Source organism: Massilibacteroides vaginae, assembly GCF_900178525.1.
GTDB lineage: Bacteria > Bacteroidota > Bacteroidia > Bacteroidales > Tannerellaceae > Massilibacteroides > Massilibacteroides vaginae.
In genome coordinates, this window is the sequence record NZ_FXDJ01000009.1 from 1,149,180 (window position 1) to 1,170,348 (window position 21,169).

General features: G+C 41.9%; 14 protein-coding genes. 12 read left to right on the top strand and 2 right to left on the bottom strand.

What is annotated here, in order from left to right; genetic code table 11:
* Positions 1–2 precede the first annotated feature (2 nt).
* From B9Y81_RS13205 to B9Y81_RS13235, 7 genes are all read left to right on the top strand, one after another.
* A complete protein-coding gene (locus B9Y81_RS13205) occupies positions 3–1,868 on the top strand; it encodes a glycoside hydrolase family 127 protein (protein WP_085537375.1) in 1,866 nt (621 codons plus the stop codon).
* A gap of 14 nt (positions 1,869–1,882) precedes the next feature.
* On the top strand, positions 1,883–4,339 hold the full coding sequence (locus tag B9Y81_RS13210) for a glycoside hydrolase family 127 protein (RefSeq protein ID WP_095996283.1): 2,457 nt from the start codon (positions 1,883–1,885) through the stop codon (positions 4,337–4,339).
* A gap of 14 nt (positions 4,340–4,353) precedes the next feature.
* On the top strand, positions 4,354–5,940 hold the full coding sequence (locus B9Y81_RS13215; RefSeq protein ID WP_085537376.1) for an MGH1-like glycoside hydrolase domain-containing protein: 1,587 nt from the start codon (positions 4,354–4,356) through the stop codon (positions 5,938–5,940).
* A gap of 5 nt (positions 5,941–5,945) precedes the next feature.
* Positions 5,946–7,070 carry a glycoside hydrolase family protein gene (locus tag B9Y81_RS13220; protein ID WP_085537377.1) on the top strand — a complete coding sequence of 375 codons (1,125 nt, stop codon included), beginning with the start codon at positions 5,946–5,948 and terminating at the stop codon, positions 7,068–7,070.
* A 31-nt stretch (positions 7,071–7,101) separates the two neighbouring features.
* Entirely contained in the window at positions 7,102–9,147 is a 2,046-nt protein-coding gene (locus tag B9Y81_RS13225; RefSeq protein ID WP_085537378.1) for a beta-L-arabinofuranosidase domain-containing protein, read from the top strand.
* 215 nt (positions 9,148–9,362) lie between these two features.
* Positions 9,363–12,023, top strand: a complete 2,661-nt coding sequence (locus B9Y81_RS13230) for a transglutaminase family protein (protein WP_085537379.1) — start codon at positions 9,363–9,365, stop codon at positions 12,021–12,023.
* 9 nt (positions 12,024–12,032) lie between these two features.
* Positions 12,033–13,253, top strand: coding sequence for a M16 family metallopeptidase (locus B9Y81_RS13235; RefSeq protein WP_085537381.1), 1,221 nt, complete (start codon positions 12,033–12,035; stop codon positions 13,251–13,253).
* Positions 13,254–13,767: 514 nt separating this feature from the next.
* On the opposite strand, the gene B9Y81_RS13240 is transcribed toward B9Y81_RS13235, so the two are convergent.
* Complete coding sequence (locus B9Y81_RS13240) at positions 13,768–14,877, bottom strand: Mrp/NBP35 family ATP-binding protein (RefSeq protein WP_085537382.1); 1,110 nt, start codon at positions 14,875–14,877, stop codon at positions 13,768–13,770.
* Positions 14,878–14,906: 29 nt separating this feature from the next.
* The gene (gene trmB, locus B9Y81_RS13245; protein ID WP_085537383.1) at positions 14,907–15,665 is read right to left on the bottom strand and encodes a tRNA (guanosine(46)-N7)-methyltransferase TrmB; all 759 of its coding nucleotides are present in this window, start codon (positions 15,663–15,665) and stop codon (positions 14,907–14,909) included.
* A gap of 175 nt (positions 15,666–15,840) precedes the next feature.
* Between trmB and B9Y81_RS13250 the strand changes: the two genes are divergently transcribed.
* Genes B9Y81_RS13250 through ccsA form a run of 5 tightly spaced genes read left to right on the top strand, consistent with a single transcriptional unit; the run spans position 15,841 to position 21,044 of the window.
* Positions 15,841–16,875 (top strand): porin, encoded by a 1,035-nt coding sequence (locus B9Y81_RS13250; protein ID WP_085537384.1) that lies wholly within the window; start codon positions 15,841–15,843, stop codon positions 16,873–16,875.
* A 14-nt stretch (positions 16,876–16,889) separates the two neighbouring features.
* Positions 16,890–17,474 carry a cytochrome c nitrite reductase small subunit gene (gene nrfH / locus B9Y81_RS13255; protein WP_085537385.1) on the top strand — a complete coding sequence of 195 codons (585 nt, stop codon included), beginning with the start codon at positions 16,890–16,892 and terminating at the stop codon, positions 17,472–17,474.
* A 22-nt stretch (positions 17,475–17,496) separates the two neighbouring features.
* On the top strand, positions 17,497–18,996 hold the full coding sequence (gene nrfA, locus B9Y81_RS13260) for an ammonia-forming cytochrome c nitrite reductase (RefSeq protein WP_085537386.1): 1,500 nt from the start codon (positions 17,497–17,499) through the stop codon (positions 18,994–18,996).
* 12 nt (positions 18,997–19,008) lie between these two features.
* The gene (locus B9Y81_RS13265; RefSeq protein ID WP_245832455.1) at positions 19,009–20,262 is read left to right on the top strand and encodes a cytochrome c biogenesis ResB family protein; all 1,254 of its coding nucleotides are present in this window, start codon (positions 19,009–19,011) and stop codon (positions 20,260–20,262) included.
* The gene (ccsA, locus tag B9Y81_RS13270) at positions 20,259–21,044 is read left to right on the top strand and encodes a cytochrome c biogenesis protein CcsA (protein WP_085537388.1); all 786 of its coding nucleotides are present in this window, start codon (positions 20,259–20,261) and stop codon (positions 21,042–21,044) included. Before B9Y81_RS13265 ends, ccsA begins: the two co-directional genes overlap by 4 nt.
* Positions 21,045–21,169 lie beyond the last annotated feature (125 nt).

A 21,169-nucleotide genomic window follows, 5' to 3' on the forward strand; every position in this document is an offset into this window, starting at 1 on the left:
TTATGAATAGATATTTATTACTTTTTATATCCTGCGTAGCCATTATTGGCTGCCAGGATTTAAAGGAGGAAAAGGAGCAGTCCTTTAAGATGATAGAACAGATTGACTTCTCTTGTGTCAAAATACAGGATGATTTCTGGACGCATAGATTAAATAATCACTCAACAACAACGTTGGCCGTTTGTATTGATCAGATAGAAAATCAGACCGGCAGGATTCAGAATTTTGAAAATGCTGCGAAAAAATCCGGTAAACATTCGGGTATTTATTTTGATGATTCTGATGTTTATAAAGCATTGGAAGGTATTGCTTATTCTCTGATTGATAATCCAGCTTCGGATTTAGAGGCTAAAGCTGATGAATGGATTGACAAGATTGCGTCTGCCCAAGAACCGGATGGATATATTAATACATATTACACGCTTACTGATCTTAATGAACGTTGGACAAATATGCACATGCATGAAATGTATTGTGCCGGACATATGATTGAGGCTGCTGTGGCATATTATCATGCTACCGGAAAACGTAAATTATTAGATGTATCAATCAAAATGACAGAACACATGATGTCTGTTTTCGGGCCGGACAAACGACACTGGGTTCCTGGTCATCAGGAAATTGAATTAGCATTAGTAAAGTTATATAACGAAACGAAAGATGAACGCTATCTTAATTTTGCTAATTGGCTGATTGAAGAGCGAGGACATGGGCATGGTGTAGGTTGGAATAATGAACCATGGGAATCTGCGTATTGCCAAGATGATAAGCCGGTACGAGAAATGACGGATATAGCTGGTCACGCTGTACGTGCAATGTACTTATATTGTGGAATGGCAGACGTAGCGGCACTCAAAAATGATACGGGCTATATTGAAGCTCTGGATCGTTTATGGGATGATGTGGTTTTGAGAAAGATGTATGTTACCGGCGGCATTGGCTCATCCAAACATAATGAGGGCTTCACCGAACCTTATGATCTTCCGAATTATGATGCTTACTGTGAAACATGTGCTTCTGTAGGGATGGTTTACTGGAATTCACGGATGAATCAGTTTACAGGTGATAGTAAATACATTGATGTGCTTGAACGTTCTATGTATAATGGTGCTTTAGCCGGAGTTTCTCTTAAAGGAGATCGTTTTTTCTATGTAAATCCATTAGCTTCTTTTGGAGAGCATCATCGTAAGGAATGGTATGGTTGTGCTTGTTGCCCAAGTCAGATATCTCGCTTTCTTCCATCCGTCGGAAATTATATTTATGGGGTTTCAAATAATGCTGTCTGGGTTAATTTATATATTGGAAATGAAGCTAAGTTTAATGTGGATGAGGGGGAGATAACTTTAAAATTAGAAACAAAATATCCTTGGGAAGGCAATGTTAAATTAACGGTGAAATCGTTGTCATTACCATTAGAAAAAGAAATACGACTGCGTATTCCTGATTGGTGTAAATCCTATAGAGTAATTGTTAACGGTCAAACAAAGAATAACCTTGTAACAGAAAAAGGTTATGTAGTGCTTAATAATAAATGGAAAGAAGGCGACAAAATTGAATTAGAAATCGATATGCCGGTTCAGATTGTTTCTGCTGATCCTCAGGTAAAAGAAAACGAAGGAAAGCGTGCTGTTCAACGCGGACCACTTGTTTATTGTGCTGAGGAAATTGATAATGCCGAATCTTTTGAAAAAATGACATTTTCTCCTAAAACTTTGTTTGCTGAGACTTATGTTCCTTCTATACTTAGCGGAATTGTTTCTGTAACAGCTAAAGAATCAGGGAAAAATGTAACTTTGATACCTTACTATTCTTGGGATAACAGAAGTGCCGGACAAATGAAGGTCTGGATTGATTATGTAAATAACTAACTTAAAATTAGGTCATGATTAAAAAGCTCTTAACGGTACTAACCGTTTCTTTTTCATTATTTAATATTCATGCTCAGGAGATTCTGAATCCGGTAGTCTTCAACGAGGTTGTTTTGGAAGATAATTTTTGGCTTCCTCGTTTACAGACTCAGAAGAAGGTTTTGGTGCCTTTTGCGTTGGATAAAACGAAACCGGCGGTCGAGAATCTGAAAAAAACGGCAAACTTTCTAAAAGGAATTCCTGATGAACTGCCTTTTCCGCATCGATTTGTTGCTTCCGATTTGTATAAGGTAATGGAAGGAGCGGCTTATTTGTTGACCTTGGAACGGGATTTGCATCTGGAGGCTGAGATGGATCGGATTATTGATATTATCGCGGATGCGCAGCAGAAAGATGGCTATAATTATGAGTCTCATATAACCGGAGTTGCGAAAGGTCGTAAAAAAGAAATGGGTGCGACGCCTTATTCTTTTGTTGTGCATAGCCACGAATTGTATAATATGGGGCACATGTACGAAGGTGCTATCGCTTATTATCAGGCAACGGGAAAGGATAAATGGCTGCAAGTAGCCCAGGCAAATGCACGTCATATAAACAAGGTTTTTTTTGAAGGCGATCCGAATTATAACGGTGGAAAGCCTGTAAATCAGGCTCCCGGTCATCAGGAAATCGAACTTGCGCTGGTTAAAATGTTTCGTGTAACGGGAGATAGTTTATATCTTCAGATGGCAAAGAGGTTTCTCGATATTCGTGGCGTGACTTACCGTCCGGAGGGAACGGGCGTTATGTCTCCGGAATATGCGCAACAGCATTTACCGGTTCGTGAGCAAACAACTGCGGTGGGACATGCCGTGCGTGCTACTTATCTGTATTCCGGAATGGCAGACGTGAGTGTATATATGCATGATCCAACTTTACGCCCAGCGTTAGATAGTATCTGGCATAATATTGTGGATACGCGTATGCATATAACCGGAGGTTTGGGGGCTGTTCATGGAATTGAGGGCTTTGGTCCGGAATATGAATTGCCTAACTTGGAAGCATTCGACGAAACTTGTGCTGCCGTTGGGAACGTGTTTTTTAATCATCGGATGTTCCTTATGGAGCAGGATGGTAAATACATGGATGTGGCGGAAGTTGCTCTATTGAATAATGTATTGGCAGGTGTGAATCTGGAGGGAAATCGCTTCTTTTATCTGAATCCACTGGAAGCAGACGGAATAAAGCCTTTTAATCATGGGTTGCGTGGTCGGTCTCCTTGGTTTGGAACGGCTTGTTGTCCTTCTAATCTGGCACGCCTGATCCCTCAGGTTCCAAGTTTAATGTACGCTACTATGCAGAATGAGATATATTGCTCATTTTATGCCGGAAGCAGTACTACTTTGCAATTGGAAACAGGTAAAGTGAAGTTGAAACAAACAACAGACTATCCTTTTGACGAACAAGTGCGTTGGGAAGTTAACCCCGATGAAAACGGACAAAAATTCTCGATGAAATTTCGTATCCCGACATGGACAGGTAAACAGTTTGTGCCCGGTGAATTATATCATTTCATAAACGCACAACCTTCCGGTTGGAGTCTTTCTGTAAATGGGAAAAAAGTAAATGCCAATTTGACAAAAGGATTTGCCACGATTGACCGGACATGGAAAAAAGGAGATGTCGTAGAATTACATTTGCCGATGCCCTTGAGATATTCAAAAGCGATAGATCTGGTAGAAGCAGACAGAGGTCGTGTGAGTCTGACGAAAGGTCCTTTGGTCTATTGTGCGGAAGGAGTAGACAATAACGACTGTCTGCCGAATGTATTCATTAAAGGAACCCCGGCCTCAGGAAAAAGTTTGGATAATGGATTAAATCACATACCGCAAATCCAAGTTGCTGCCTGGAAGAAAACCGCCCATGGAAACGAGGAATTTAATTTGAATCTACTCCCTTACTATGCGTGGAATAACCGTGGAGATGGCAGCATGATGGTTTGGTTTCCCGAATCGGATAACGTACAACCATATATCGACCGTCGTTTAGCGACGCATGGTAAGTTTAAAAGTCTTGCCGCGTCATACACCAATAAGGGAGACCATCTTGCCGCTGTTGCAGACAATCAGGTGCCTACGCTTTCCGCAAATGGGAAACTATACAAATGGACAAGTTGGGGCGAGCAAGGAAAAGACCAATGGATTGCTGTAACACTCGATAAGCCTGTAGATATACAAAGTGTTTCGGTTTTTTGGGTGGATGATAACCAAGGAGTAAAAACCCCGGAAGAATGGTCGCTCGAATACGAAACCCAAGAGGGTTGGACAGCCTTTCCATTGTATGTCACGGATGATTATAATGTATTTAAAGACCAATTCAACATGGTACATCCGGGCAAGCAAATACTGACTACGAAAATAAGGCTGCTAATGAAACCGCAATCAGAAAAAGCAGTCGGCATCTTTGAAATAAATATTGATGAAGTAAAATAAAGGAGATATATCGTATGAAATATACCACTTTAACCTTTCTGCTGTTGATGCTTACGTCAATTGCAGAGGCTCAAATATTATCTAAAGATAACTACAAACAATATATTGAGCGATTTAATGCGAATGATTACGAACTTTATAGGTTGGGAGAATTCCCTAATGAAAAAGCCTGGGATTTTCTGATAGCTAATATTCCATTTTTTGATTGTCCTGATAAGCAATTAGAAGAGACTTACTATTTTCGTTGGTGGACATACCGGAAGCATATCCGTAAAACGCCGGAGGGTTATATTATTACAGAGTTTCTCCCGGATGTGGGTTGGGCGGGTCAGTATAATTCAATTTCTTGTCCGGCGGCTCATCATTTTATGGAAGGACGTTGGCTTAAAGATCCGCAATACCTGAAAGACTATGCCCTTTTTTGGTTTAATGGAAAATCCAGTCCCCGTTCATATTCTTTTTGGGCAGCTGATGCGATAATCAACTTTAACAAAGTGCATCCGGATGATAATTTGCTTAAAAAACTATTCCCACTATTAGATCAGAATTATGCATCATGGGAAGCCGAACGCCTCGACGAAAGTGGTCTGTTTTGGCAATATGACAACCGGGACGGAATGGAGGTGTCTATCTCAGGATCGTATGCTGATCCGTATGGTCATGGATACCGTGCTACAATTAATAGTTATATGTACGCCGATGCTATCGCATTAGAAAAAATAGCAAATAAAGCAGGAGATAAAATAAAAGAAGCATTGTATAAAGCAAAAGCTGAACATATTAAACGCTCCATAAATACGCGTTTATGGGATGAAAAGGCAGAGTTCTTTAAAGTCATACCGAAAGGACGGGATATGAGTTTCTCTGATGTAAGAGAAGAGCATGGTTATACACCTTGGTATTTTAATATTCCACCCAACAACTATTCTGTAGCCTGGAAATATCTGATGGACTCAAAGTATTTCTTTGCGCCTTACGGAATTACAACGGCAGAACAAAGTCATCCGTTATTTACTATATCTTATGAAGGTCATGAGTGTCGCTGGGATGGTCCGACTTGGCCCTTTTCTACATCGGTTACATTGACGGCTATGGCTAATCTTTTAAATAATTATAATCAGGAAGAGGTATCAAAGAAAGATTATTGGATTCTTTTATCTCAATATAGTCGTTCTCATCAGAGAGTTTTGGAAGATGGGAGCGTGCTGCCTTGGATCGATGAGAATCTGAATCCTTATACAGGAGACTGGATATCGCGTACAAGATTACTAAATTTTAATGATGTTAAGTGGTCAAAAGATAAAGGAGGTGAGGAGCGAGGAAAAGATTATAACCACTCTACATTTAATGATCTTGTTATCTCCGGTCTGGTTGGTATACGTCCGTCAGATAACAATGTTCTGGTGGTAAATCCACTTATTCCGGATAGCTCGTGGGAGTATTTTTGTTTGGATCATTTGTCTTATAAAGGAAAAACAATCACTGTTTGCTATGATAGAACAGGAACTCGTTACAATAAAGACAAAGGCTTTACAATCTATGTGAACGGAGAGAAAGTACACCAATCTGAAAGCATTAAAAAAGTTAGCATTAATCTATAAGAGCCATGAAAATAAATCTTAGAGTTATTCTGTTTGCTGTTTCATTACTCTTCCTTCCTCTTCTTTTTACCTCTTGTAGTCAGCCTAAAGAGCAGGAAAAGAAGGTGATGGTTGATCATGCTACAATGAATCAGGTGTATGAAAAGGTTAAGACACCTTATAAGTATGGATTAGTAGTTGTTCCAGAAGTCAAAAACAAGATGGTGGATAGTCCGAGTGTCTTTAGGCATGGTGATCTTTGGTACATGATCTACATTGTGTTTGATGGGAAGGGTTATGAAACAATGTTGGCTACTAGCGCGGATCTTTTATTCTGGGAAACAAAAGGAAAAATCCTGTCTTTTACGGAAAATACCTGGGATGCCAATCAGAAGGCTGGGTATGTAGCCTTGCAGGATTATGAATGGGGTGGTTCATATACTATTAATAAGTTTGATAATAAATACTGGATGTCTTATCTGGGAGGCGCCACGGAAGGTTATGAGGCGGGAATGTTGGGTATTGGTGTTGCCAATACTGCAGATATAACTCAAGCGGTTGAATGGAACAGACCGGAACATCCGGTTATGTTACCTACAGACCCAGATGCTCGTTGGTATGAGACAGAAACCATCTACAAGAGTTCGGTTATTAACGACAAGAACAAAACCTTGGGATACCCCTTTGTAATGTTTTATAATGCAAAGAATAAAGGTGAAGAAACTCCTGGGCAAGCAAGGGCGGAGCGTATTGCTCTTGCAGTGTCTGAAGATATGGTGACATGGAATAGATATCGGGACGAACCCGTTATTGACCATGGTAGCGGAATAAGTGGAGATGCCTATATAACCAAAATGGATGATCTGTGGGTTATGTTCTACTTTGGAGCAGGGTGGAGACCAAAAGCGTTTGATCGGTTTGCCTGCTCTTATGATCTGGTAAACTGGACGCTTTGGGCCGGAGAAGATTTGATTACTCCTTCTGAGTCTTATGATATGCAGTATGCTCATAAACCGTGTGTGATAAACTACAATGGCATTGTTTATCATTTCTATTGTGCGGTGAGCAGAGATAATGGAGAAGAACAACGGACTATTGCGCTGGCAACTTCAAAAGATTTGGGGAAGAGTGTGCTGGAATTTCCGAAATAGTGAATATAAATAATTAAAATATAAATATATCATGAAACGAATTGGATTAGTAATTATTTCTTTATTAACAATGACTTTGTATGTTATGGCAACGACCGCTTCGGGGGATAATCTGAGTGGGAATTATCTGAACAACAAGGCTCCGTTGCTGACAAAGCCTTATGTTGAATTGCCTATCGGTGCTATTAAGCCTGAAGGTTGGTTGGAAGAACAGCTGAAGCGAATGGCAACCGGGATGACCGGGCATATGGATACCGTTTATGAACATGTAATGGGTTCGCGTAATGGTTGGCTTGGTGGTGATGGTGATGTGTGGGAGAGGGGCCCGTATTGGATTGATGGTTTGCTCCCTTTAGCTTATATTTTAAATGATAAGGCGCTTATTGAAAAGGTGCAGCCATGGATTGAATGGACGTTAGCTTCACAAAAACCGAATGGTTATTTCGGTCCGGATACGGATCGTGGTCATGAAGCCGGTCTTCAGCGTAATAATTCGCATGATTGGTGGCCTAAGATGGTTATGTTAAAAGTAATGCAGCAATATTATTCGGCAACCGGCGACGAACGTATAATCTCTTTCCTGACAAAATACTTCAATTATCAATTGCAGGAATTACCGAAAACACCACTTGGAAACTGGACCTTCTGGGGCGAACAACGTGGAGGTGATAATCTGTTGGTTGTATATTGGCTTTACAATATAACCGGAGACAAATCTCTTCTGGAATTAGGAGAGCTTATTCATAAACAAACGTTAGACTGGACGGATATTTTCCTGCATCAGGATCATCTGAAGCGTCAACATAGTCTTCATTGCGTAAATTTAGCACAAGGATTTAAAGAGCCTGTAATCTATTTTCAACAAAATAAGGATGCAAAACAAATTAAAGCCGTAAAAAAGGCGGTTACTGATATGCGGAATACGATCGCGTTTCCGACAGGATTGTGGGCAGGTGATGAATTACTACGATTTGGAAATCCAAATCTTGGATCTGAACTATGTACTGCGGTAGAAATGATGTATTCTTTGGAGAAAATGCTTGAAATAACCGGAGACGTACAGTGGGCAGATCATTTGGAACGTATTGCTTACAATGCACTGCCAACACAGATAACTGATGATTTCTCCGCGCGTCAATATTACCATCAGATCAATCAGATCGCGATAGACCGTCATTGGCGCGATTTTGTTACTCCACATGATGATACAGATATTTTACACGGAGTGTTGACCGGATATCCTTGCTGTACATCTAACCTGCACCAAGGTTGGCCGAAGTTTGTGCAGAATTTATGGTATGCTACTGCAGATAATGGTATTGCTGCTTTAGTTTATGCACCTTCAAATGTAACGGCAAAAGTAGCTGACGGGAAGTTTGTGCAGATCAAAGAAGAAACAGCATATCCATTCGAAGAAACTATCAGTTTCACGATCCGTTTTGCTGATACTAAAGTTAAGAAAGCATTCTTCCCATTTCACTTACGTGTGCCTGCCTGGTGTAAACAACCCGTTGTTCGTTTGAACGGAACTGTTATTGCAGTTGATGCTTATCAAGGTGAAATTGTACGTATTAATCGTGAATGGCAACAAGGAGATAAGCTCACGCTTGAATTGCCAATGCATATTGAAGCCACGCATTGGTTTGACCGTGCTGCTGTAATAGAAAGAGGACCACTGATCTATTCGCTCAAGATGAATGAAAAATGGGAGAAGAAAACAATTGAACCGGAAAAAGTGAATCAATACGGAGAATGGTTTTATGAAGTAACTTCAGACAGCCCATGGAATTTTGCTCTTTCCACCAGTCAACTGAGACCGGAAGTAATCAACGACTATTTTAAGGTTGAGAAAGCGACTACTATCGCAAAATACCCGTGGACATTAAACGATGCCCCCATAACGATTAAAGGTAAAGGATATCCCATCAGCACATGGCAGGCTTATCGAGGTTCAGCCGGTTCCGTCTCCTATTTCACTCAGCAAGGCCCTGATAACGGTGATGAGGTAGAGATCGAGCTAATACCATTCGGCTGCACAACGCTGCGAATCACCGAATTTCCAATAAGAAACAGATAGGATTAGGTTTTAATTGTGAGCGGGTGTATCAAAATAAAGCTTTGATTCACCCGCTTTCTTTTTGATTATACTATCTCTAAACAACCTTACCCCCACCCAATAATTACGACCGTTTATTGTATTCATGCTGAACAATTAGAATATAACGTATTTCTTATTAGTATCTTTGTGGCTTAATTATTTATCAATCCATTCATATAGTTTCATAATTAAACATGAAGAAAACGATTTTATCCTCATTACTGCTTGCTTTTGTTTTATTCGGATGTGGTGAAAAAGAACAGCATTTTATTACCGATAATGCATTCAGAACGAAGGTCGAGACAGACTTTAACGCTAAACAAACCGCGCTTCCGCACGGTGATCTTTTTTCTGTTTTCGAAACAGAGATGACTCCTCTCGAAAAAGAAGCACTTATGTTTCTCTATGCTTATATGCCTATTGGTGATGTAACCGACTATGATGGCGGTCTTTATTTGAGCAGTGTACGTTCTTCGTTTAAGGCGAAGGAGGAAATGCCTTGGGGGGATAGTATCCCGGAAGAGATTTTCCGCCATTTTGTGTTGCCGATCCGTATTAATAATGAGAATCTGGATGAAAGCCGGATGGTTTTTTATGATGAACTGAAAGATCGTGTGAAGGGATTGTCTTTGTATGATGCCGTGCTGGAGGTAAATCATTGGTGTCATGAAAAAGTGATTTATACGCCTTCCGATGCGCGTACCAGTTCGCCGCTTGCTTCTGTAAAAACAGCTTATGGGCGTTGTGGGGAGGAATCTACTTTTACTACGGCAGCTTTGCGTGCGGTAGGTATTCCGGCACGTCAGGTGTATACTCCGCGTTGGGCGCATACAGACGATAATCATGCCTGGGTTGAGGCTTGGGTGAATGGAAAATGGTTTTTCCTTGGTGCTTGCGAGCCGGAACCAATTTTAAATTTGGGTTGGTTTAATGGTCCGGCTTACCGGGGGATGTTAATGCATACGAAGGTATTCGGACATTATAACGGTCCTGAAGAGGTAATGGAAGTTACTGATGCATACACAGAAGTGAATGTAATTGGCAACTACGCGCCAACCGCAAAATCAATTGTTACGGTAGTGGATTTGGAAGGAAAACCGGTATCCGGCGTGACGGTTGAGTTTAAGATATACAATTACGCCCAATTTACTACTGTAGCCCGTAAGGCGACAGACGCGGAAGGTAAAACGTTCCTTTCTGCCGGAAAGGGTGATATGCTTGCCTGGGCTTCGAAAGACGGACGTTTTGGCTATCAGAAGATTTCTTTTGGCAAAGACGATCAGGTAAAGATCGTATTAGATAAGAGTCCGGGTGATCTGGAAACAGTGGAATTGGATGTTGTTCCTCCTGTAGATGGTTCTATTCCTGCCGAAGTAACTGAAGAGCAGAAGGCCGAAAATGCAAAGCGTTTGCTTGAAGAAGATGATATCCGTAATGCTTATGTGGCTACGTTCTATACCGACGAGAAAGCGGCCGCTCTGGCAAAAGAATTAGCGATCGATACAGAAAAAACGACGAATCTACTGCTTGGTAGTCGTGGAAACTGGAAGGAAATCGAATCATTCCTGCGTGAAACGCCTGCCGACGAACGCACTAAAGCTCTTGAACTACTGCAAGTGGTTTCTGCTAAGGATTTGAGAGATACCCCTGCTTCTGTATTGCGCGATCATCTACTGCATAGTAAATCAGCGGATCAGAAGTTGTTTGCCGACTATGTGCTTAATCCTCGCGTTGCGAACGAAATGATTACCGGCTATAAAGCATTCTTCCAAAAAGAAGTAAATGCTGCGCTGGCCGAACAGGTTAAAGCGGATCCGATGGTGTTGGTAGACTGGGTGAAAAAGAATATTACAATCAATAACGACCTGAATCCGCAAAATATTCCGGTTATGCCGATGGGGGTGTGGAAAAGTCGCGTGGCTGATGTACAGTCGCGTACTATTTTCTTTATTTCGCTTGCTCGTAGCTTGGGTATCCCGGCACGCATTGAGCCGATCGCACAGAAAATTCAATTTAATAAGGACGGCAACTGGGTAGATGTAGATTTCGAAGCAGCAGAACAGGTAACGGCCCGTCAGGGTAAGGTGGTTGCTCCGTATAAGGCCATTAAGTCGCTCGATAATCCGAAATATTACAGTCATTTCACCCTTGCTAAAGTACGCCGGGATGGAACGCTGCAAACACTTAACTTCAGAAGTAACGCAAACGTTGATATGGGCTTAGGTAATACCTGGGCAGGCATATTAAAACAACCGCTTGCGCTGGACGAAGGCAATTATATGTTGACCACCGGTACGCGTATGGCAAACGGCAGCGTATTGGCAGAACTCAGATTCTTTAATATCGAAGCCGGTAAAACTACGAAAACAGAACTGGTTATGCGCGAAAGTGCCGACGAGATACAAGTTATCGGCAGCATGGATGCGGAAGGAAAGTTCAAACGGGCAGATAACGGCGAAGAAGTAAGTATCCTTTCAACCACAGGGCGCGGCTACTTTATTGTAGGTATACTGGGTGCTCGACAGGAACCGACCAACCATGCGATGCGTGATATCGCTCAGTTTGCGAAAGACTTTGAAGGCTGGGGGCGTAGTATGGTGTTGTTGTTCAAAGACGAACAAGGATGGACTAATTTCGACACGAAAGAGTTTGGAACGCTGCCGCAAACAATTACTTATGGCATCGATACGGACCAAACAATTACCAATATGTTGGTAAAAGGCGCGAATTTGCCGAATGGAAACACATTGCCTGTTTTTGTTATTGCCGATACTTTCGGACGAATTGTCTTTGTTTCGCAAGGCTACACGATTGGATTGGGCGAACAGATGATGAAAGTAATACATAAGTTGTAATTTTACTGTATGAGCTATTTAAGCCATGTGTTGTCTAACGGACTGCGCATTGTACATTTGCCTACGGATTCACCCGTATCTTATTGCGGATACGCGATCAACGCAGGAACTCGCGATGAAAGCGCGGGTGAATTCGGTTTGGCTCATTTCGTTGAACACATGCTGTTCAAGGGAACACGTAAACGAAAATCCTGGCATATTTTGAACCGCATGGAAAATGTAGGCGGCGAACTTAACGCCTACACTACCAAAGAGGAAACCTTCGTTTACTCCGTCTTCATGGAAGAGCATTACAGCAGGGCATTCGAATTACTGACCGATATGATCTTTAATTCGCAATTCCCCATGACTGAAATAGAGAAAGAGGTAGACGTGATTCTCGATGAAATCAATTCCTATAAAGACAGTCCTTCGGAACTGATCTACGATGAATTCGAGAATCATTTATTCAACGGACATACCATCGGGCATAATATCTTAGGCGATGAGGCATCTCTTCTATCGTTTAATTCATCTTCCGGACAATCGTTTATTCAACGATTTTATGTGCCGTCCAATATGGTTTTCTTTTCCATGGGGCGCAAACCGTTTCAGAAGATCGTTAAAATGGCAGAAACCGCTTTGTCCGATTTATCTTTTCCCGCTTTCTCCCACAAAAGAGAAGCTCCCGAATCAATGACTGTTTTTTCACACAAAGAAAGACATGACAATCATCAAACCCACGTTTTGATCGGAGGAAAAGCCTATGATATGTATCACCCAAAGCGTGTGCCTTTATTTCTCCTGAACAACATAATTGGTGGCCCCGGCATGAATAACCGGCTGAATGTTTCGCTGCGCGAGAAGAACGGCCTGGTTTATACTGTTGACTCCGGAATCACGAATTATACGGATACCGGCATGGCCTCGATTTATTTTGGTACGGATCCGAAGAATACACAAAAAGCACTTTCTTTAGTGTATAGAGAATTGAAGAAACTGCGGGATACAAAACTGACCAACACGCAACTGGCCGCCGCAAAAAAACAAATAATAGGACAGTTAAGCGTCTCCGGAGATAACAAAGAAGGGCTTTTTCTCGGTTTGGGAAAAAGCTTTCTTCACCATAACCGTTACGATACACTTTCGGACGCGATTGAAAAGATCAGAACCATAACAGCAGAACAACTTCTTGATGTGGCTAACGAAGTGTTTGCGGAAAATAATTTGTCTACATTAATATACGAGTAAAAACCAATTCGGCTTATTGCCGGATTGGTTCACTTCGTCCTAAATTTTCCCTCTAAAAAAAACAAGCCGTTTTTTACATTACTATATAAAAAAAAATATATCCTTTATTTTTTGAAAAATATCCTTTATTTTTCAAGAAATAACCTTTATGTTTTTCGACAAATATAGAGGCTTGATAATCAGACATATACAAAGGGGCAAAAAAAGAAGAAAATCAGTTGATTTTTTTGATAAAAAAACGCACTTTTCCATAAGCCAATTCGGAATCGAAATCACCCCAAACTCCCCTGTCATCCTGAGCCTGTCGAAGGATCTCATACTATCTTGTTTGTTAATTAATTATCCTCTATGCAGAGATCCCTCCACTTCGGTCGGGATGACAAAGAGGGTAGTCGGTTAGATAGAGTGGTTGATGTCGGGATGACAAAGAGGTGGAGGTTGGGATAAAAGAATTGTAGGGGCGAAAAATTTTCGCCCTTATCAATCTATAGCATCATCCTGTTTGTTGGAATTTTTACTTCACTGTCACGATAACCCGTTGTGTGGGATCTTGATTGCGGTTGCGTTCTTCTACCTTTACAACAATATTCTCGGCCAATGCGCGGAATGCGGCTCCGGTTATTGTATCAGGGTTTAAGGCTACGGGTTTACCGCTATCACCTCCTTCGCAGATACTTTGTACAATAGGAATTTGTCCCAAAAGCGGCACATCAAGTTCTTCGGCTAAACGTTTGCAGCCTTCTTTTCCGAAGATGTAATATTTGTTTTCCGGAAGTTCGGCCGGCGTAAACCAGGCCATGTTTTCAATTAACCCCAGCACGGGTACATCTATTTTCTCGCCGGTAAACATGCTGATTCCTTTGCGCGCGTCGGCAAGAGCTACCTCTTGCGGCGTACTGATTACAACCGCTCCGGTTATTCCCAATGTTTGTACTAACGTAAGGTGAATATCGCTTGTGCCCGGAGGAAGGTCGATCAGGAAATAATCCAGTTCACCCCAGTTTGCATCGCTGATCAGTTGCTTCAACGCGTTGCTTGCCATAGAACCACGCCATAGGATGGCATCGTTTTTATTTACAAAAAATCCGATGGAAAGCATCTTTACGCCATAGTTTTCGGCCGGTTGAATAAGTTCGCGTCCGTTTACCTCCTCCATAAATGGGCGGGCATCTTCAACGTTAAACATCTTAGGTTGAGAAGGCCCGAATATGTCGGCATCCAACAAACCTACTTTATACCCTAATCCGGCAAGTGCTACGGCCAAGTTGGCTGCGACCGTACTTTTTCCTACTCCTCCTTTTCCGGATGAAATGGCGATAATGTTCTTTACATCCGGCAGAAGTTCGTCCGGTTCTGGGCGTATGATTTCCGGTGCTACGGCACGAATATTTCCCTTAATTTCCACGTCGGGGCTTACGTAGGTAAGTATTGCCGTTTCGGCCGCCTTAATAACCGACTTGATAAACGGATCGTTTGGCTTCTCGAACACAATGGAAAAGCTAACCTTCATCCCTTCAATCCGGATGTCGTCTTCTACCATTCCCGCGGTTACGAGGTCTTTGCCGTTCCCCGGGTAACGCACTTTTTCCAGCGCGTCCATGATTAGTTTAGGATATATATTCATATTTTTCCTTATTAATAATGTATTGTTGCCTATTTGCCTGACGCCAACGCGCTTCGTTTGCTTCTGTTGAAGCTGCGGTAGGCATCGTATTCAATTTCTTCTTCAGGTTCGACGAGGGTTTCGCGTTCCTCGCATACAAACTTAATGTATTTAATAGATAAACCTCTGTCTAGCCATTGTTGTTCGTAGTAGGTCTTTATTGCCAGAATCGGATCGGCAGAACCGCTATGATATAGATCGTCTGTTTGGAATAAAACAGGATAATTGTTTATCTCTGCCATTTTCACGGTGTAGGTATACATGAAATTGCTGTCCGTTTTCAGGTGAATCACACCGTCTCCGGCAAGAATCTCTCTGTAAAGCTTCATGAATCGGGTAGAGGTAAGGCGCTTATTCGCCTTTCTCATCTGTGGATCAGGGAATGTTATCCAGATTTCCGATACTTCTCCTGCCGCGAAAAAGCGATTGATCAGTTCGATATGTGTGCGTAAAAAGGCAACATTCTTCATACCTGTTTCATGCGATTCTTTCGCCCCGCTCCACATTCTGGCTCCTTTAATGTCTATCCCGATAAAGTTCTTATCCGGGAATATTTTTCCTAATCCCACGGTATATTCACCCTTTCCACAACCTAACTCCAGAACGATCGGATTTTTATTCTTAAAGAAACGTTCATGCCAATGCCCCTTCAGATCGAACCCTTCGGCTTCAAGAACAGAAAAGGGATATTGAAAAACATGCGGATACTCCGCCATGTCGTCAAACTTTGCTAATTTATTCTTTCCCATACCACAAAGATAATAGTATGCATTGAATGATCAATATATTCCGGTTATTCGGAAAGATAACAAAATAACATAATCTATATTTCCTGTAAGTGTAATAAATATTACACTCTATTTGATGGAAAAACACATTCTTTGTAGACTGAAAACTAAAATGTAACCCCAAAAATATTGTACCATGAACAGGTTAGCCATTTTTCTTTTATTATTCCTTTTAGGTGGTACGGCGTTTTCTCAGGAACAGCCATTCAGAAAGCTTTTTAATTCTCCTTACCTTCAGTTAGGCGGAAACGGACAATTAATGCACAGGTATTCGGATGTAGATAAGATACATCATGATACGAAAGCAAAAAACTTGTTTCTTTCGGTAAACGGTAAATTGAACGATTCGTTCAGATATGGTTTCTTATTAGAATTTGTGAATCCGTCTGTTCAGGAATTCTGGGGCGAGTGGACTGCCGATAAAGCGTTTAACCTGAAGGTCGGACAATTTAAAAGTCCGTTCACGCTTGAAAGCCAGTATGTGCCAGCTACTTTGGAAACTGCCTCTTACTCCAGAACAATAGCCAATCTCGTTGGATATGCCGGCGAAGATGATGTGCTGAAAGCTCAAAACAACAAGAATAACTTTGGTCGGGATGCCGGTATCATGGCTTCCGGAGAATTGATCTCTTTAGACAATCATAATTTGATTCAGTATTCAATCGGTTTATTTCAGGGAACAGGAGTTACCACCGGCGAAACCAACAACAATAGAGACTTTGCCGGAATGTTGCTGTTTAAGCCGGTAAAACAACTTCGTATCGGTGGAGGTGCTTATTTCGGACAAGCCACGTATTACAAAGCAGGAGAAGAAGTGCTCGATGACCATGTGCGTAACAGATGGTATTTAAGCGCGGACTATAATTCCGAACGTTTTACCGCCCGTGCAGAATGGGTAAACGGAAACGATGGAGGCATAAAGAAAGAAGGTGTTTACGCATTGGGTCTTTTCTATATTATTCCTAAAAAATTAAATGTGCTCGGCAAAATTGACTACTATAATCGAAATAAAGATGTTAATGCCGATGTTTTTGATTATACCTGTGGAATAAATTATTATTTTTATCCACAATGCAGGGTGCAATTGAATTATACCTATTCGGATTATTCCAAAGAATGGGGAGCAAAGAACTCTAACGTGGTGTTTGCACAATTACAAGTTGCCTTTTAAAAATCTATGAAAGCATGAAAAAGCTCTTGAGCCATATACCTAATCAGTTTATACTCCCATTATTCATTGTGGGCGGCATCCTTGTCGGACTCGGAGGTTATACTATATATATGTCAAGGGCGCATTCTTACCTCTCAGACGATCCCTCCGCTTGTATAAACTGCCATATCATGACGCCTTATTATCAATCATGGGATCATAGTTCGCATGCGCAATGGGCTACATGTAATGACTGTCATGTTCCGCAAGATAATGTTTTTAAAGGCTATGCTTTTAAAGCGAAAGACGGCTTGTACCACGCGGCAATCTTTACACTGAAGGCAGAACCGCAAGCTATTCGTCCGCGAGATGAAAGTTACGGGGTGATTATGAATAACTGTATTCGCTGCCACACCGAGCTTAACACCGAGTTTGTCGAGACCGGTATGATCAGTTATTGCGATGTGAAGGAAGGCAAAGGAAAGGCCTGTTGGGATTGCCATGTCAATGTTCCGCATACGAAGGTGAGTAGTCTCTCGGCTTCGCCAAACGCGATTGTTCCTTTACCGAAATCTCCGGTGCCGGAATGGCTCAAAGAAAGGATGAAAAAAAATAAGTAAAACAAAATAAGACCAGCAAATTATGTTTAAGAAATTAGCAGAAGCAATCAAACGTAAACCCATGATAGGATGGGGGATCTTTACCGTTGTCATGATCGGTGTTTTCGTTCTTGGCTTGTTGGCCGCCTCCATTACGGAACGACGTGCTGAAATCGTTACCTTGTTTAATAATAAGAAAGTAGAGATTACCGGTATTAATCCACATAATGCAGAGTGGGGTGTTAATTATCCGCGTGAGTATAACACCTGGAAGATGACACAGAACATGGACTTCAAAAGTAAGCATTTAGGAAATATGGCTCAAGATGTTCTGGAGCAACGTCCGGAAATGGTTGTTTTGTGGGCCGGATATGCATTCTCGCGTGAGTATACCGCGCCACGCGGACACATGCATGCCATAGAAGATGTGCGTAATACGTTGCGTACCGGTTCTCCAGAGAATGGAGAAGGAGAAATGCAACCCGGAACTTGCTGGACATGCAAAAGCCCCGACGTTCCTCGTTTAATGCATGAAATAGGAATTGAAAATTATTATAAGGCAAAATGGAGTGCTCTCGGAGCGGAGGTTATGAATCCGATAGGATGTGCCGACTGTCATGATCCGGTAACAATGAATCTGACGATAACACGTCCCGCGCTGGTTGAAGCGTTTGAACGACAGGGAAAAAATATCTCGGAGGCAACACCACAGGAAATGCGTTCGCTGGTTTGCGCACAGTGCCATGTGGAATACTTCTTTCAGGGAGATGGCAAATACCTGACGTTCCCTTGGGATGCCGGAATGACTGTGGAGGATATGGAAAAGTATTTCGACACTGCTGAATACACCGACTGGACGCATGCGATAAGTAAGGCGCCTATGTTGAAAGCTCAACACCCGGACTATGAAATATTTCAATTAGGACCTCATGCACAGCGTGGTCTTTCCTGCGCTGATTGCCATATGCCTTATATGGCTGAGGGTGGAATTAAGTATTCCAATCATCAGGTAATGAGTCCGCTTAAGAATGTATCAAATACGTGTCAGACTTGTCATCGTGACAGCGAAGAAAACCTACGTAATTATGTGTACGAGTATCAGGATAAAGCATTAGAAATAAGAAACAGAATCGAGCAAGAGCTAAGTAAAGCACACATCATGGCTAAAGCGGCCTGGGATAACGGAGCTTCAGAAACCGATATGGCTGCATCTTTACAATTGCTTCGTCAGGCGCAGTGGCGTTGGGATTTTGCCGTGGCTTCTCATGGAGCATCTTTCCATGCACCTGTAGAAACACAACGAATTCTTGCACACGGATTGGATAGAAGCCTACAAGCTCAGTTAGAGTTGCAAAGAGTTCTCTTCAAACATGGTGTTACAGATATAAACATGCCCGATATTTCAACGAAAGACAAAGCACAGGCATATATTGGTCTGGATATGAAAACGCTAAAAGAAAAGAAAGAAAACTGGATAAAAACAGTTGTTCCGAAATGGGTAGAGAAAGCGAAGGGTGAAGGTAAACTAAGAGCCGCGCTTTAATATCCGGATAAAATGAAGAATGATAAAAGAATGATGTGGCAATTCCCCTGGCAGTATAAAGAAAGTTTAGCCTTTGTCGGGGGAATTGCTATTATAGGGTTTGCACTTCAGTTATTGACCGGGCCATTTGATTTTTTCTTTTTACAATATCCCGTAAATCTTATTGTAGGTTTTGTTTTACTTCTTTTTCTCGGCGTGTTTTCCCTTGCCCGGAAAACGGCTTTTTACCAATGGTTTTCGGGTGTTCCGTTTGCTGTTAGCTGTATAGGGGCTTTGCTGCTCTTTACGCTGATCATGGGACTTACTCCGCAGTTTGCCCGGCTTGATCCGCATGATACGGGGATAATTACTCGTCTTGGCTTTAAGCAAATGACTACTTCTTGGGCCTTTGTCTTGCTCTATCTTACAACTCTTCTTGCATTGGGAGCACTGATTGTTCGCCGTATGCTTGTGTTTCGTAAACAAGATTATGCCTTTTACCTGAATCATATCGGTTTATGGGTGTTGCTCTTTGCTTCGGGACTGGGTGCTGCTGATACAAGGCGTTATGTAATGCATGTTCGTGAAGGCGAAACGGAGTGGCGCGTATACAGCGAAACGGATGAAGTGCTGGAACTTCCGGTTGCTGTTCAGCTGAATGACTTTGATATGGAAGAATATCCGCCAAAACTTACGGTTATAGATCGCGAAAGCGGAGAACCTCAGCCGTTGGGAGAGCCGGAGTTCTTTTCTATTGACGATAAGAGACCCGAAGGTAAGCTGGTGGACTGGGATATTCAATTAGAAGAGTATATTCATCAGGCTATTCGTAATAGCGACAGCACTTACCATGAAGTACCCATGCCGGGATCAACCCCTGCCGCACGCATAACCGCTACGAACAGAATTACCGGATCAACTTATTCCGGATGGGTGTGTGGTGGAAATCTGGCACAGTTATATATGACGTTACCGTTGGATGAACAGTACTGTGTAGTAATGACAAAGCCTGAACCCAAACGATTTATATCCGACATCGAAGTTTATACAGAAGAGGGCGGAACCTATCATACACTGCTGGAAGTCAATAAACCGCTTCGGGTGGGGCATTGGACAATCTACCAATATGGTTATGACAATGATGCCGGAAAGATGTCGACCTACAGTAGTTTGGAGTTGGTTTATGATCCTTGGATTTATCCGGCCTACGCGGGAATAATCCTGTTGGCTGCCGGATCTGTTTGTTTACTTTGGTCGGGAAATAAAAAGAGGAGGAAAGAAGTATGACCTGGGATGAGTTTTTATGGTTTGCTTTGCCCGCTATGGGCTGTTGGCTTGGCGCAGGTAGTTTGATTTATAATGGTAGAAGACGAAAATTCGCCGGGCTTCTGATGATTGTAGGCATACTGATTTTTGCTGCTTTTATTGTAGGTTTATGGATCGGACAGGAACGTCCTCCGCTGCGTACCATAGGCGAAACCCGGCTGTGGTATTCCTTTTTCTTAGCCACTATTGGCTATATTACTTATAAACATTGGAAATATGCCTGGCTACTGTCTTTCTCGGTAGTCGTTGCCTGTGTTTTTGTTTGTGTGAATATTTTTAAGCCCGAGATACATTCCACCAATCTGATGCCTGCATTGCAGAGCTATTGGTTTGTTCCTCATGTTACTGTTTATATACTTTCCTACGCGATGCTTGGAGCGGCAACAATAGCCTCTTTCATTTTATTGAAAAATCAGTCGAACGGTGTGCATGACGATAACCTCTACCGTTTAACCGACAATGTTGTGTATATAGGCTTTGGTTTTCTTGTGCTGGGAATGCTGATGGGAGCTGTTTGGGCAAAAGAAGCCTGGGGGCATTACTGGTCTTGGGATCCCAAAGAAACCTGGGCATTTGTTACTTCGGCTGCCTATTTGGTTTATATCCACATGCGCTTGCAGCCGTCTCATGCTAAGTTTACATTATGGATGCTTCCTTTCGCTTTTTTGCTGTTAATGATCACTTGGATTGGTGTAAATTACCTGCCTTCTGCCGCAAATAGCATTCACGTTTATTCGAACTAAAGTATTTAATTTCATTATTCTAAGGAATCATTATATATTTGCTTTTATAATATCAGAAGAAAGCAGATGGATAGTCAATATTTCCTTACCGAGCGACAGATTAATATGATTCATAAAATTCCGTT